This window comes from Streptomyces sp. NPDC048424 (genome assembly GCF_040651555.1).
Taxonomy (GTDB): Bacteria; Actinomycetota; Actinomycetes; order Streptomycetales; family Streptomycetaceae; genus Streptomyces.
Window position 1 is genome coordinate 117,266 of record NZ_JBEZKE010000004.1, and the last position, 15,121, is coordinate 132,386.

Consider the following 15,121-nt stretch of genomic DNA (forward strand, 5'->3'; position numbering starts at 1 on the left):
CCGGTCAGGCCTTGTGGACGTCCTTGTGGCGGTCCGTGCGGGCGGCCTTGTTGGCCTCCCAGCCCGCCCAGGCGGAGGTGACCATCTCGCGGACGTCGTGGCGGGCCTTCCAGCCCAGCTCACCGGTGATCTTGTCGGCCGAGGCCACGACCTTCGCCGGGTCGCCGGCGCGGCGCGGGCTGATCACCGGCGCGTAGTCGTGCCCGGTGTTCTTGTTCAGGAGCGCCACCATCTCGGCGACCGAGACCCCCTCGCCGCGCCCGATGTTGACGGTGAGGTCCTTGTACTCCCCGGCCGCACCCCACTCGGCGAGCTTGCGGGCCGCCGCCACGTGGGCCTCCGCGAGGTCCTCGACGTGGATGTAGTCGCGGATGCAGGTGCCGTCCGGGGTCGGGTAGTCGTCACCGAAGATCTTGGCGCCCTGGCCGGCGTCGTAGCGCTCGAAGACCATCGGGACCAGGTTGAAGACGCCGGTGTCGGCGAGTTCGGGGGTCGCCGCGCCCGCCACGTTGAAGTAGCGCAGGCAGGCGGTGGAGATGCCGTGGGCCTTGCCCGCCGCGCGGACCAGCCACTCGCCGGCCAGCTTCGTCTCGCCGTAGGGGCTCAGCGGCGCGCAGGGGGTGTCCTCGGTGACCAGGTCCACGTCGGGCATGCCGTAGACGGAGGCGGAGGAGGAGAAGAGGAAGTTGCGGATGCCCGCCTCGGCCACGGCCTGGAGCAGGACCGTGAGGCCCTGCACGTTCTCGTGGTAGTAGTACAGCGGCTTCTCGACGGACTCGCCGACCTGCTTCTTGCCCGCCAGGTGCACCACGCCGGTGATCTTGTGCGCGCGGAGGGTCTTGTCCAGGGTCAGCCGGTCCAGGACGGAGCCGACCACCAGCGGGACGCCCTCCGGGACGCGGTCCTCCTTGCCCGTGGAGAGGTCGTCGAGCACGACGACCTTCTCCCCCGCGAGCAGCATCGCGCGGACGACGTGCGCGCCGATGTAACCGGCGCCACCGGTGATCAGAAACGTCATGTGTATCTCCTTGGTCCTGTCCGACTTCGGTGGGGAAAGCACAGCGGTGTGGGAAGCGCAGAGGTGTGGAGGGGTCCGTCAGCCCGTCCCGTGGCCTGCCCGGGCCCGGTGGAGGCGGTTGCGCACGAGGTACAGCGCTCCCTCGGCGCCGGGCGCGAGGCGCAGCGCGAGGGCGCCGGCCCCCGTCCGGTAGGGCTGCGCCAGCAGAACACCGTACCGGCTGCTGGGCAGGGCCCGACGGCGGAGCAGGCGGCCGCCGGGGCGCAGGGAGGTGAACACCGAGCTCCCGTCGGCGCACTCCACGCGCACCCCGACGTTCCAGGCCTGCATCCTGCGCAGCCCCTGGCGGCGGCCCGTGACGGCCAGGTCGGCCAGCCGGAAGGGCAGTACGGCGATCCAGCCGCCGTTGTGGTCGGGGCGCAGCCCGACCGGCTGGGCGAGGACCGGCTCGGCTCCCGCGCGCGGGATGAAGCTCAGCTGCACGGTCCGGGGCCCGGCCTCGGCGAGGCGTCCGTACAGGTCGTGCAGGCGGATCCGGACGGCGCCGCGGCCGGCCGGTTCCGCGTCGACGGTGACGGGCAGTTCGGCGACCGGCAGCCCGGCCAGGCCGTCCAGCTCCACCGGGAGCTCCTCGCTCCACACCGGGACACCGGAGGGGCCGACCGCGTACGGGGGCAGCAGCCGCGGCGGTTCGGCGGCCAGCCGGGTGAGCCGGCCCACGTCGGCGGGCGGGGTGTCGGTGGCGCGCAGCACCCCCACGATCCAGCGGGCGTGGGCGGCGGCGGACTCGATGTCGGCCTCGGCGAAGGTGTCGAGGTACTCGCGGGTGAGGGTCCACCAGGCGGCCTGGTACTCGGGGTCCTTGCCGAGCTCGCGCAGGTACATGCGCAGGTCGTACTCGAGGAACTTCACCTGGCAGGCGCTGCCCAGCACCGGGGAGGCGGCGGCGAGGGTCCGGGAGGCCGTCCGGTGGGCCTCGATGCGGGCGCGCCAGTTCCCGACGTCCTTGCGGTCCAGGGAGATCGACACCTGGGCGGCGCTGCGGCGCACGTGCCAGACGTAGACGAGGTCGCCGGTGACGGCGATGCGGGGGGCCGCGGCCAGCACCCGCGAGGTGAAGACGAAGTCCTCGTAGACGAACCGGCCGTCGGGGAAGCGCAGGCCGTGCTCCTCCAGGAAGGCGCGGTCGTAGAGCTTGTTGACGCAGAGGGTGTCGCGGACGAGCTCGGGCCGGTCCGCCGGCCGCTCGATGACGTCGCCGGGCGTGTACAGGCCGGGCATCCAGGGCACGTCGTGGCGCTGGGGCAGCTCGCGCCGGACCGCCGCGCCGACGGTGACCGGGGCGCCGTGCTGCTCGGCGGTGCGCACCAAGGCGTCGGCCGCGCCCGGCGGCAGGACGTCGTCGCTGTCGAGGAAGAGGACGTACCGGCCGGACGCGGCCGCGATCCCGTCGTTGCGCGGGGTGCCGCACCCCCCGCTGTTCTCCGTGCGGTGCACGACCTTCAGGCGGGGGTGCGCGGCCGCCAGCTCGTCCAGCACCCGCGCGGTGCCGTCGGACGAGGCGTCGTTCACCGCGATGACCTCGGCGACCACCGGGCCCTGGGCGAGGGCCGAGGAGACGGCCTCGCCCACGAGCCCGGCGTCGTTGTACGCGATGACCACGACGGAGACCGTGGGGAGGTTGCTGCTGTTCACCCGAAGGATCCTAGGCGACCCACATAAAGACGCCTTCAAACCCTCCGGGGCAGATTCCCTCGGGAGGGGACTAGAACGGCCGGAATTCGTCGTACTCCTTCTGCGCGGAGTCCCCGCGCTGGGCTTCCTTGTCCTTGCGGCGGGTGGTGGCCGGACGCGGGGCGTCCAGACGGTGGTCCTCGCCGCGGCGGCCCAGCATCTCGGCGCCGGCCATCACGGTCGGCTCCCAGTCGAAGACGACCGCGTTCTCGTCGGAGCCGATCGCGACACCGTCGCCGGCGCGGGCGCCGGCCTTCTTCAGCGCCTCCTCGACGCCGAGGCGGTTGAGGCGGTCGGCGAGGTAACCGACGGCCTCGTCGTTGTTGAAGTCGGTCTGGCGGACCCAGCGCTCCGGCTTCTCGCCGCGCACGTTGTAGACGTCCTCGACCTCGTCGTAGGTGACGGTGAAGCCGGCGTCGTCCACGGCCTTCGGACGGATGACGATGCGGGTCGCCTCCTCCTTCGGCTTGCGGGCGCGGGCCTTGGCGATGCCCTCGGCGAGGAAGTAGGAGAGCTCCTTCAGGCCCGTACGGGCGACCGCGGAGACCTCGAAGACCTTGTAGCCGCGCGCCTCCAGGTCCGGGCGGACCATGTCGGCGAGCTCCTGGCCGTCCGGGATGTCGACCTTGTTCAGGACGACGAGGCGCGGACGCTTCTCCAGACCGCCGCCGTAGAGCTTGAGCTCCTCCTCGATGACGTCGAGGTCGGCGATCGGGTCGCGGTCGGACTCCAGGGTGGCGGTGTCCAGGACGTGCACGAGCACCGAGCAGCGCTCGACGTGGCGCAGGAACTCCAGGCCCAGGCCACGGCCCTGGCTGGCGCCGGGGATCAGGCCCGGGACGTCGGCGATCGTGTAGACCGTCGAGCCGGCCGTGACGACGCCCAGGTTCGGGACGAGGGTGGTGAAGGGGTAGTCCGCGATCTTCGGCTTGGCCGAGGAGAGGACCGAGATCAGCGAGGACTTGCCGGCGCTCGGGAAACCGACCAGCGCCACGTCGGCGACGGTCTTGAGCTCCAGGACGATGTCGCCGGTGGTGCCGGGGACGCCGAGGAGCGCGAAGCCGGGCGCCTTGCGGCGGGCGGAGGAGAGCGCGGCGTTGCCGAGGCCGCCGCGGCCGCCCTCGGCGGCCACGTAGGTGGTGCCCTGGCCGACGAGGTCGGCGAGGACGTTGCCCTCCTTGTCGAGGACGACGGTGCCGTCCGGCACGGGCAGGACCATGTCCTGGCCGTCCTTGCCGGAGCGGTTGCCGCCCTCGCCGGGCTTGCCGTTGGTGGCCTTGCGGTGGGGGCTGTGGTGGTAGTCCAGCAGGGTGGTGATCGCCTGCTCCACCACCAGGATGACGTCGCCGCCACGGCCGCCGTTGCCGCCGTCGGGGCCGCCGAGCGGCTTGAACTTCTCCCGGTGAACGGAGGCGCAGCCGTGGCCCCCGTTACCCGCGGCGACATGCAGCTCGACGCGGTCCACGAAGGTGGTCATGGTTGTTCCTCCAGTTACATACGGGAATGTCCCGGACAGGCCTTGCTGTCCATTAAAACGTCTGTACGTACCAACGCGCCGAGGGCGGACCTCTCTTCCCGGCCAGAGCCGGGAAGAGCTGAGATCCGCCCTCGGGAAGTTACGAACGCTTGATCAGCCGAAGCTGGATCAGGCGGCCGGAACGATGTTGACGACCTTGCGGCCACGGTGCGTGCCGAACTGCACGGCACCCGCCTGCAGCGCGAACAGCGTGTCGTCGCCACCACGACCAACACCCGAACCGGGGTGGAAGTGGGTGCCACGCTGGCGGACGAGGATCTCGCCGGCGGAGACGACCTGACCGCCGAAGCGCTTCACGCCGAGCCGCTGGGCATTCGAGTCGCGCCCGTTCCGGGTGGACGATGCGCCCTTCTTGTGTGCCATGTCTCAGTCCCTCTTACTTCGCAGCCGCGGGGATACCGGTGACCTTGATCGCCGTGTACTGCTGGCGGTGACCCTGGCGACGGCGGTAGCCGGTCTTGTTCTTGTACCGAAGGATGTCGATCTTCGCACCCTTGTGGTGGTCCACGATCTCGGCCTGGACCTTGATGCCGGCCAGGACCCACGGGTCGCTGGTCACGGCGTCGCCGTCGACAACGAGCAGGGTCGAGAGCTCGACCGTGTCGCCAACCTTGGCAGTGGAAATCTTGTCAACCTCAACGATGTCGCCGACAGCAACCTTGTGCTGGCGACCACCGCTGCGCACGATGGCGTACACGCGGATCTCTCTCTCACTCGGGACGGATGCTCCTGAAGCCAGCCGCTCAGGCAGGCCCCTCGTACGGACGGGGACGACTCTGATCCGGATTGGACGAGCGGCCTCTCTCGAACGACGCTCGCGCGTGCGGTACGGGAGGAAGGTGCTCAGGAGCGCGGCGCACACTGGACGGATTCGTCCAAGACACGCCGACGGTCTAGGTTACGGGGCCGGTTCCGGAGGGTCAAACCGGGCCCCGCACGACCGTGGGCCCCGCCGCTCGGCGGGGCCCACGGTCATGAGCGGATCAGGCTTCGGTCGGAGCCGAGACGGACGGGGCAGCCTGCTGCTCCGCCGCCGCGGTCTTCTTCGTCGCCCGCTTCGCCGCGGTCTTCTTGGTCGTGGCCGCCTTCTTGGTCACGGTCTTCTTGGCGGCCGCCGCCTTCTTGGCCGGGGCCTTCTTCGCCGTGGTCGCCTTCTTGGCCGGAGCCTTCTTGGCGGCCTTCTTCGCCGGCGCGGCCTCCTCGGCCGGTGCGGCCTCCTCGGAGGGAGCCGGGGCCTCGGTCACCGGGGCCTCGACGACCACCACGGCGGCCTCCGCCGCGCCTGCCGGGGACCCGGCGGGTGCGGTGGCCTTACGGGTGGCACGCCGGCGCGGACGGGCCGGTGCGGCCTCCGCCACGGGGGCCTCCTCGACCACGGCCACGGGCTCGGGCTCGACGACCGGCTCGGGCTCCGGCACCACGACGGGCTCCGGCTCCGGGGCCACCTCGGCCGCAGCGGCCGGGGCACCCGCCGGGGCGGTGGCCTTACGGGTCGCACGGCGACGGGTACGGCCCTTGGGGGCCTCCTCCGCCACCGGCTCCGCGACGACCTCGGCCACGGGCTCGGCCACGGCCTCGACGACGGGCTCGGGCTCGGGCACCAGCACCGTGTCGGCCGCCTCGGTCACCGGCTCCGCCTCCGCCACGGGGGCCGGGGCCTGCGCCGGAGCGGCAGCACCGCGCGGGGCGCCCGCCGGAGCGGTCGCCTTGCGGGTTGCGCGGCGCCGGTTGCGACGGCTGCTCAGACCCGCCGCGGCCTCGGCCTCGGCCGGGCTGCTGTAGAGCTCCTCGTCCGCGACGAACTCCGGCTCGGGCAGCGCCCGCGGAGCGGCGGCCTCGGCGGCCACCTCCGCCTCGGACTCGAAGTCCGTCTCGACCGCCTCGACCGTCTCGACCTCGTGGTCGTGCTGGTCGAACTCGCCACGGCCACCGCGGCGCTTCGAGCGCTTGCCGTTGCCACCGCCGCCGATCGCGGTCGGCGTCTCCATGTGGACGATGACACCGCGGCCGTTGCAGTGGACACAGGTCTCGGAGAAGGACTCCAGCAGACCCTGGCCCACCCGCTTGCGGGTCATCTGGACCAGGCCCAGCGAGGTGACCTCGGCCACCTGGTGCTTCGTACGGTCGCGGCCCAGGCACTCCAGCATCCGGCGCAGGACCAGGTCGCGGTTGGACTCCAGGACCATGTCGATGAAGTCGATGACGACGATGCCGCCCAGGTCGCGCAGCCGCAGCTGGCGCACGATCTCCTCGGCCGCCTCCAGGTTGTTCCTGGTGACGGTCTCCTCGAGGTTGCCGCCCTGACCGGTGAACTTGCCGGTGTTGACGTCGATGACGATCATCGCCTCGGTCTTGTCGATCACAAGCGAGCCGCCCGAGGGCAGCCACACCTTGCGGTCGAGCGCCTTGGCGAGCTGCTCGTCGATCCGGTACGTCGCGAAGACGTCGACCTCGGAGGTCCAGCGCGACAGCCTGTCGGCCAGGTCCGGGGCCACGTGGTTCACGTAGCCGTGGATGGTCTCCCACGCGCCGTCACCGCTGACGATGACCTTCGAGAAGTCCTCGTTGAAGATGTCGCGCACGACGCGGACGGTCATGTCCGGCTCGCCGTACAGCAGGCTCGGCGAAGAGGTCGAGATCTGCTTCGACTTCTTCTGGATGTCCTCCCACTGGGCCTGCAGGCGCTCGACGTCGCGGCGCAGCTCGTCCTCGCTCGCGCCCTCGGCGGCGGTGCGCACGATGACGCCCGCGTCCTCGGGGACGATCTTCTTGAGGATGGTCTTCAGACGCGCGCGCTCGGTGTCGGGCAGCTTGCGGCTGATGCCGGTCATCGAGCCCTCGGGCACGTAGACCAGGTAGCGGCCGGGCAGCGAGACCTGGCTGGTCAGGCGGGCGCCCTTGTGGCCGATCGGGTCCTTGGTGACCTGCACCAGGACCGACTGGCCGGACTTGAGGGCGGACTCGATGCGGCGCGGCCCGTTGGCCATGCCGAGCGCCTCGAAGTTGACCTCACCGGCGTACAGGACGGCGTTGCGGCCCTTGCCGATGTCGATGAAGGCGGCCTCCATCGACGGCAGCACGTTCTGGACCTTGCCCAGATAGACGTTGCCGACGTACGAGGTGGCTTCTTCCTTGTTGACGTAGTGCTCGACGAGCACGTTGTCCTCGAGGACGCCGATCTGGGTGCGCTCGCCGGCCTGGCGGACGACCATGACGCGCTCGACGGCCTCACGGCGGGCCAGGAACTCGGCCTCGGTGATGATCGGGACGCGGCGGCGGCCCTGCTCGCGGCCCTCGCGGCGGCGCTGCTTCTTCGCCTCCAGGCGGGTCGAGCCCTTGATGGACTGGACCTCGTCGGACGGCTCGGCCTTCTCGCGGGCCGGGCGCGGCTCGCGGACCTTGACGACGGTGCGCACACCGTCGTCCTCGCCCGCTTCGGCGGCCTCGGCGGCGGTGTCGCCACTGCGGCGACGGCGACGGCGGCGACGGCGGCTGGAGCTGGAGCCGAGGGCCTCCTCGGTCTCGTCGTCCTCCTCGTCCTCGGCCTCCTGCTCGGTGGCCTCGGCCTCTGCCTCGGGCTCCTCCTCGGCGGACTCGTCGAGGTCGGCGGCCTCACCGCGGCGGCGGCGACGGCCACCGCGACGGCGGCGGCGCGACGGGCGCTCGCCCGACTCGTCGCCCTCGTCGAACTCGGCGGACTCCTCTTCGAGCTCGGCCTCGGGCTCCTCCTCGGCGAGCACCTCGGGGAGGGAGACCGGCGCGGACTCGGCGGCCGGAGCGGACTCGGCGGCGCCGCGCCCACGGCGACGGCGGCGGCCTGCGGGCTGCGGGGCGGGGGTCTGGACGACCTCGGCCTCGGCCTCGAGCTCCTCCTCCTCGACCTCGTCGGCCGGGGCTGCGGCGCGGGCGGCCGCGGCGGCCATGGCGGCCGTCTCGGGGGTCTGGAACATCGGCTCGGCGAAGACCGGGGCCTGGAAGACGGCCACGGCGGGGCGCGCGGCGCGGCGGGCGCGGGCCGGGGCGGCGGGCGCCTCGGCCTCGGCGGCGGGCTGCGCGGGGGCGGCCGGGGCGGTGGTGGAGCGGGTGGCGCGGCGGCGGCCGCCGCGCTTCGGGGAGTCCAGGGCGTCGGCCACGGTGAAGGTGCGGGTGGTGGCCTTGGGGGCCTCCTCCACGACCGGTTCGGCCTCGGCGGCCGGGGTCTCGACGGCGGCGGCCTCGGCGGCGGGAGCGGCCGGGGCGGTCACGGCGCGGGTGGCACGGCGACGGGCGCGCGGAGCGGGAGCGGCCGGGGCCTCCTCCTCCACCACGGGCGCGGCCTCGACCACGGGCGCCTCGACGACGGCGGCGGCCTCGGCGGCCGGGGCGGCCACGGCGCGGGTGGCGCGGCGACGGGCACGCGGAGCGGGAGCGGCCGGGGCCTCCTCCACCACGGGCGCGGCCTCGACCACGGGCGCCTCGACGGCCGGAGCCTCCGGAGCGGTCACGGCGCGAGTGGCACGGCGACGGGCACGCGGGGCGGGAGCGGCGGGCTCCTCGGCGGCGGCAGCGGGAGCCGCGGCGGCGGGGGCCGGGGCGACGACGGCCTCGGCCGGCGTCTCGGGGGCGGCCACGGCGCGGGTCGCGCGGCGGCGGGTACGTGCGGGGGCGGTGGCCGGAGCGGCCTCCTCGGCGGGGGCGGCCGCAGCGGCCTCCGTCACCGGGGTCACCTCTGCGGTGGCCCCACCGGGCGGGCCGGCGGGCCGGGAAGCGGCGCGGCGACGCCTGCGCGGGGGCAGGTTGTCGCTGGGGCTGCCGCTGTCGGCGTTACCTGCGGTGGTGTCGTTTTCGTTGTTGAGCATTGCGGGCGGTTCTCCCGTCACGCTCCCGGGCGCCGCGGCTGACTTCCGGTCCGGCTCGGCTCCGCGTAATGAGCGCGGAACCGGCCTCCGGGGCGCGTTCGCCACACGGGAGCTGTAGTCCATGGCCGCCGGTTCCGTACGTGTTGTCCGTACGGCCTGGCGGAAGTCTTCAGGTCAGTGCGCGGCCCGACCCAGGTGGCTCCCGAGTACCAGGGCTGCGCGACGACGACGATCCCTACGCGGCGGGACCTTCCGGCGCCTTCGCGTCGGCGGCTACGGCGGCCGTGGGTAGAGCGGCCGTATCAGCCTCGCGGTCGGGCGCGAGCGGGTCGGTCACCGTGCCGGACTCCTCGTCGAAGAGCCCCTGCGCCAGCCTGGTCACCGCTGAGGGGACCGGCGGCGCCAGGTCGGCCACAGCTCGGAGACCGGACAGGACGTCGTCGGGTCGCACGGCAGGTGTCAGATGCCGAACAACCAGCCGCAGTATCGCACAGGCATTGTCCAGCGGCCTATCAGCCGGGGCAGGAAGGGCTTCCAGGCTGACGACCGCGCCACGCGTGTCGAAGGTCCGCATCCCGTTCTTGGTACGGCGCTGCACCTCCACGGTCTCGGCGGCGAGGAAGGCCGTCACGGCCCGCTCGGCCTCGGCGAGCTCCACGCCGTCCAGGCGCAGCTCCCACACGGAGGCGGTCAGCCGGTCGGCGAGGCCCGAGGTGCGGGCCTCGACGGCGTCGATGATGTCGAGCCCGGTCGGCATCGACTCGTCGAGCAGCTCGCGGAGCTTCTCGGGGTCGCGGGGCTCGGCGAGGGCGATCTCCAGGTATTCGGCCTCGCTGCCGGTCCCGGTGGGAGCGGCGTTCGCGTACGAGACGCGCGGGTGGGGGGTGAAGCCCGCCGAGTACGCCATCGGCACCTCGGCGCGGCGCAGGGCCCGCTCGAAGGCGCGCTGGAAGTCTCGGTGGCTGGTGAACCGGAGGCGGCCGCGCTTGGTGTAGCGCAGTCGAATGCGCTGCACCACCGGTGCGGGAGGCGGGCCTTCGGGCTGTCGCTTGCCCAGTGGTTCTTCTCCTTGTGCGGGGCTCCGCGGCTCGCGCGTCGCCCTGAGCGTCTGTGGGACCGGCCGGCGCCGCCCTGCCTCCGGCTCACCCCTGCCGTTCGTGGAGGGAGATCTCGGGAGCGGGCGTGTTGCCTGCGGCTGTCGTACTACCCAGAGTACGCGCCCGTGACCTCGCCGGTTCCACGGGAGGAGTACCGAACAGCGCCTTGCGCACCGCCGCCCGTGCCTCCCGGACCGCGGCGCGGCCGGTGCGCCAGACCTCGCGGACGGCGTGGCCGGCGGGGGTCAGCACGTACCGGTACACCCGGGACGCGGGCCAGCCGACCAGGACCCAGCCGACCCACTTGAGCCCGCGCCACAGCGCTCCGGCGATCCTCCCGGCCACGTGCCAGGCCCAGAGGAGCACCTGCCCGAGCGGGGTGAGCACGTACCGGTACAGCGCGACCGCCAGCCAGGCGAGGCCGAGCCCGAAGGGCCGCAGCAGGTACCGGTACACCGCCACCACCAGCCATACGAGGCCCAGCCCGACGGGCCGCAGCAGGTAGTGGTACACCGCGGCGGCCAGCCACGCGAGGCCGTGTCCGAGCGGGGTGAGAACGTACCGGTAGGCCGCCTCGGCCAGCCGGGCGAGGCCGCGGCCGACGGGCGCGAGCACGTACCGCCACAAGCCGACCCACGGCCACACGAAGAGCACCATGGCCAGCGCCCACACGACCCAGGCCACCCCCTTGCCGAGCGGGGCGAGCAGGTACCGCAGCCCGCCCCGGCCGGCCCAGGTCAGGGCTGCCCAGAGCGGTCGGAACACGTAGCCGGTCAGGATCCGCCCGGCCGGTGCGAGCAGGTGCGCGTACGCGCCGCGGCCCAGCCAGGCCAGACCCCGCCCCACCGGGGCGAGCACGTACCGCCACAGTCCGACCCACGGCCAGACGAAGACCAGCTTGAGCAGGGTGGCCAGCACCCGGCCGAGCATCCGGAGCGCCGGCTCGACGACGTGGACGTACAGCGGCCCGAGGACGTGCCGGTGCGCGGCCCGGCCCAGGGCGACGAGCAGCTCCCAGACCACTCGTACGGGCAGTACGACGAGTACGGCGACGATCTTGACGGGGATCCTGATGACTCCCACCAGGCATCCGTCGCCACCGCCGCCGGGAGGCCGTTCGTCCAGTTCCATGCAGTCAAGGACACGACAGAGGCCCCCACCCGTTGCGGGCGGGGGCCTCTCGTGACCCAAGGGTTACTTCACGACCGACAGCGGCAGCAGCTTCTTGCCCGTCGGACCGATCTGGATCTCGGTCTGCATCTGCGGGCACACGCCACAGTCGAAGCAGGGGGTCCAGCGGCAGTCGTCGACCTCGGTCTCGTCGAGGGCGTCCTGCCAGTCCTCCCAGAGCCAGTCCTTGTCGAGACCGGAGTCCAGGTGGTCCCAGGGCAGGACCTCCTCGTAGGTGCGCTCGCGCGTCGTGTACCAGGCGACGTCCACGCCGTAGGCCGGCAGCGTCTTCTCCGCGGCCTCCATCCAGCGGTCGTACGAGAAGTGCTCGCGCCAGCCGTCGAAGCGGCCGCCCGACTCGTACACGGCACGGATGACGTCGCCGATGCGGCGGTCACCGCGGGACAGGAGGCCCTCGACGATGCCCGGCTTGCCGTCGTGGTAGCGGAAGCCGATGGAGCGGCCGTACTTCTTGTCGCCGCGGATCTTGTCGCGGAGCTTGCCCAGGCGGGCGTCCGTCTCCTCGGCCGACAGCTGCGGCGCCCACTGGAACGGGGTGTGCGGCTTCGGCACGAACCCGCCGATGGAGACCGTGCAGCGGATGTCGTTCTGACCGGAGACCTCGCGGCCCTTGGCGATGACGTTGACCGCCATGTCGCCGATCTGCAGGACGTCCTCGTCGGTCTCGGTGGGCAGGCCGCACATGAAGTACAGCTTCACCTGGCGCCAGCCGTTGCCGTACGCGGTGGAGACCGTGCGGATCAGGTCCTCTTCCGAGACCATCTTGTTGATGACCTTGCGCATGCGCTCGGAGCCGCCCTCGGGGGCGAAGGTCAGACCGGAGCGGCGCCCGTTGCGGGTCAGCTCGTTGGCCAGGTCCACGTTGAAGGCGTCCACGCGGGTCGACGGCAGGGACAGGCCCACCTTGTCGTCCGTGTAGCGGTCCGCGAGGCCCTTGGCGATGTCGGCGATCTCCGTGTGGTCCGCGGAGGACAGGGAGAGGAGACCCACCTCCTCGAAGCCCGTGGCCTTCAGACCCTTCTCCACCATCTCGCCGATGCCGGTGATGCTTCGCTCCCGCACGGGGCGCGTGATCATGCCGGCCTGGCAGAAACGGCAGCCGCGGGTGCAGCCGCGGAAGATCTCCACCGACATCCGCTCGTGGACGGTCTCGGCGAGCGGGACCAGCGGCTGCTTGGGGTAGGGCCACTCGTCGAGGTCCATGACCGTGTGCTTCGACACGCGCCACGGCACGCCGGAGCGGTTGGGCACGACACGGCCGATGCGGCCGTCCGGCAGGTACTCCACGTCGTAGAAGCCCGGCACGTAGACGTTGCCGGTCTTCGCCAGGCGGAGCAGGACTTCCTCGCGCCCGCCCGGCCGCCCCTCGGCCTTCCAGGTGCGGATGATCTCGGTCATGTCGAGGACGGCCTGCTCGCCGTCGCCGATGACCGCGCAGTCGATGAACTCCGCGATCGGCTCGGGGTTGAAGGCCGCGTGGCCGCCCGCGAGGACGATCGGGTGGTCGACCGTACGGTTGCGGGCCTCCAGCGGGATGCCCGCGAGGTCCAGCGCCGTGAGCATGTTGGTGTAGCCCAGCTCCGTGGAGAAGGACAGGCCGAACACGTCGAAGGCGGAGACCGGCCGGTGGCTGTCCACGGTGAACTGCGGCACATTGTGCTCGCGCATCAGCTCTTCGAGGTCGGGCCACACGCTGTACGTGCGCTCGGCGAGGACGCCCTCGCGCTCGTTCAGCACCTCGTACAGGATCATGACGCCCTGGTTGGGCAGCCCGACTTCGTACGCGTCCGGGTACATGAGCGCCCAGCGGACGTCGCAGCTCTCCCACTCCTTCACCGTGGAGTTGAGTTCACCGCCGACGTACTGGATGGGCTTCTGCACATGCGGAAGCAGGGCCTCAAGCTGAGGGAAGACCGACTCGGTCATCACGCGACTTTCGTGAAGCGGGCAGGGGGCAGCTCTCAAGCGTACCTCGCCCCCCAGCCGCCCCTGGGCCGTCCCTTTCGGATCAGGCCTGACCCGCGCCGCCTGGCACCGCACCTCGCCGCGTTGTCGGGGCACCCAAGTACGTCCAGTACACGGGCGCCCCTCCGCCTTGCGATGCACGGCGCCAGACGACGCGGGCTTAACCGGCCCGATCCGAAAGGGCCCACCCACATGATCAGCTCAGCGCCGCCCGCTTCGCGGGGTCCGCGGCCTTTGCCCAGATGTCCGGAAGTTCCCGTTCGCGCCGCTCGGCCAGGGCCTCCTCGCGGGCGTACAGGACGCCCCAGGTGAAGGCGGACTCGCCCGCGCCCGCCGCCTGGACCGCGAGGCCGCGCAGGGCCTCGCGGGCCACCACGCTGTCCTGGTGGTCGCCGAGCAGGGTCTGGACCTTCTTCCCCGCCTTGGCCAGGCGTTTCGCCGGCTTGCCGAGCGCGGGCACGGCCGACTCCGCCGCGTACCGCAGGCGCTTGGCCGCCTTGCGGGCGTCGTGCAGGGCCAGGTCCCGTTCCTCGCCCTCCGGCAGCGAGAGCGCGCCCTCGACCCGGACGGCGAGGCGCGCGTAGTCGCCGAGCACCGCCTTCGGCAGGACCGCCCGCGGCTGCGCCTCGGCGCCCTTGAGCAGCGGCGGCGCCTCCAGCACGGCGTCGAGGGAGTCCAGGAGGGAGACGTACCGCTCGCTGTCGAGGACGGCCACGGCCCGGCGCCGCGACGCGGAGCGCCGGGTGGCGTTCCACACCCGCAGCCGGCTGCGGACCGGGCCGATCACCAGGGTGCGCGGCAGCTCGCCGAGCCGGGTCTGGATCCGCTCCAGCAGCACCTCCTGGTCGCGGTCGACGCCGAGTTCGGCGGCCAGCCAGCGCAGCTCCTCGCCGATCGGGTCGGTGGCCGCCCGGTCCAGCACCTTGCGGTACGTCTTGAAGGCGCTGCGCAGCCGCCGGGTGGCGACCCGCATCTGGTGGACGGAGTCCGGCAGGCCCCGCCGCACGGCCGGGTCCTGCGCGATCAGGGCGTCGCGCTGGTCCCGCAGGTACGCCAGCACGTACGCGCCCGCCGTGCCCTCGGGGCCGCCGCCCTCGGGCCGGGCCGGGGGCGCGGCGTCGGTCTCCACGAGGGCCCGGGCGAGCTTCGAGGGGGCGTCGGAGACCCGGAGCCCGGCCTTGCGGAAGGCCTTCTCGACGGCGTCGAGCAGTTCGGGGTCCACCCCGTCGGCGAGTTCCACCTCGACCTCGGTCCAGGAGGCGCTGGCCTGGCCCCGCTCGGCGAGGACCTCGTCGGTGCTCAGCTCCGCGAGGAGGGCTCCGTCGGCGTCGAGCAGGTGGCTGACGCGGCGCGAGGAGACCAGCCTGACCTGCGGCTGGAGTCCGGCGCCGCGCACCCGGGAGCGGACGAGGGCGGCGAGGGCGGGCGGGACGGTGTCACTGAGCGCGGCCGTGACCTCGTCCCGCACTCCGGGAGAGACGGGCAGTTTGAGGTGCCAGCCCGCGTCCGCGCCGCCCGTTCTGCGCCGCAGGGTGAGACCGTCGGCGGCCAGCCGTTGGTCGGGGGTGTCGTAGTAGACGGCGTCGAGGTCGACGGTGCCCTGGTCGGAGACGGCCGCGATCGCGGCCGTGCCCGTCAGGTCCGGCAGCCCGCGCCGGGCAGATTTGGCCTTGGAGAACTCGAATTTACGCTCGATTTCGCGCTTGGTGTCCGCCATAGACCGAACTTAGTCCTGAACGGA

At 72.7% G+C, this 15,121-nt stretch carries 10 protein-coding genes; all 10 read right to left on the reverse strand.

Annotated elements, in window-relative coordinates:
• Positions 1 to 4: 4 nt before the first annotated feature.
• Positions 5 to 1,018 carry a UDP-glucose 4-epimerase GalE gene (galE, locus tag AB0D29_RS07395; protein WP_362852600.1) on the reverse strand — a complete coding sequence of 338 codons (1,014 nt, stop codon included), beginning with the start codon at positions 1,016 to 1,018 and terminating at the stop codon, positions 5 to 7.
• Positions 1,019 to 1,096: 78 nt separating this feature from the next.
• Positions 1,097 to 2,713, reverse strand: a complete 1,617-nt coding sequence (locus tag AB0D29_RS07400; protein ID WP_362852601.1) for a glycosyltransferase family 2 protein — start codon at positions 2,711 to 2,713, stop codon at positions 1,097 to 1,099.
• Positions 2,714 to 2,783: 70 nt separating this feature from the next.
• Positions 2,784 to 4,229 carry a GTPase ObgE gene (obgE, locus tag AB0D29_RS07405; RefSeq protein ID WP_362808380.1) on the reverse strand — a complete coding sequence of 482 codons (1,446 nt, stop codon included), beginning with the start codon at positions 4,227 to 4,229 and terminating at the stop codon, positions 2,784 to 2,786.
• Between the two features lie 168 nt (positions 4,230 to 4,397).
• Positions 4,398 to 4,652, reverse strand: coding sequence for a 50S ribosomal protein L27 (gene rpmA / locus AB0D29_RS07410; RefSeq protein WP_030027134.1), 255 nt, complete (start codon positions 4,650 to 4,652; stop codon positions 4,398 to 4,400).
• A gap of 13 nt (positions 4,653 to 4,665) precedes the next feature.
• Entirely contained in the window at positions 4,666 to 4,986 is a 321-nt protein-coding gene (rplU, locus tag AB0D29_RS07415) for a 50S ribosomal protein L21 (protein ID WP_008738952.1), read from the reverse strand.
• A 286-nt stretch (positions 4,987 to 5,272) separates the two neighbouring features.
• Positions 5,273 to 9,127 carry an Rne/Rng family ribonuclease gene (locus AB0D29_RS07420; RefSeq protein ID WP_362852602.1) on the reverse strand — a complete coding sequence of 1,285 codons (3,855 nt, stop codon included), beginning with the start codon at positions 9,125 to 9,127 and terminating at the stop codon, positions 5,273 to 5,275.
• A 235-nt stretch (positions 9,128 to 9,362) separates the two neighbouring features.
• Positions 9,363 to 10,142, reverse strand: coding sequence for a TIGR03936 family radical SAM-associated protein (locus tag AB0D29_RS07425; protein WP_362852603.1), 780 nt, complete (start codon positions 10,140 to 10,142; stop codon positions 9,363 to 9,365).
• 127 nt (positions 10,143 to 10,269) lie between these two features.
• Complete coding sequence (locus AB0D29_RS07430; RefSeq protein WP_362852604.1) at positions 10,270 to 11,355, reverse strand: hypothetical protein; 1,086 nt, start codon at positions 11,353 to 11,355, stop codon at positions 10,270 to 10,272.
• 63 nt (positions 11,356 to 11,418) lie between these two features.
• The gene (locus AB0D29_RS07435) at positions 11,419 to 13,344 is read right to left on the reverse strand and encodes a TIGR03960 family B12-binding radical SAM protein (RefSeq protein ID WP_362852605.1); all 1,926 of its coding nucleotides are present in this window, start codon (positions 13,342 to 13,344) and stop codon (positions 11,419 to 11,421) included.
• Positions 13,345 to 13,576: 232 nt separating this feature from the next.
• Positions 13,577 to 15,097 (reverse strand): CYTH and CHAD domain-containing protein, encoded by a 1,521-nt coding sequence (locus AB0D29_RS07440; RefSeq protein ID WP_362852606.1) that lies wholly within the window; start codon positions 15,095 to 15,097, stop codon positions 13,577 to 13,579.
• Between the last annotated feature and the right edge of the window lie 24 nt (positions 15,098 to 15,121).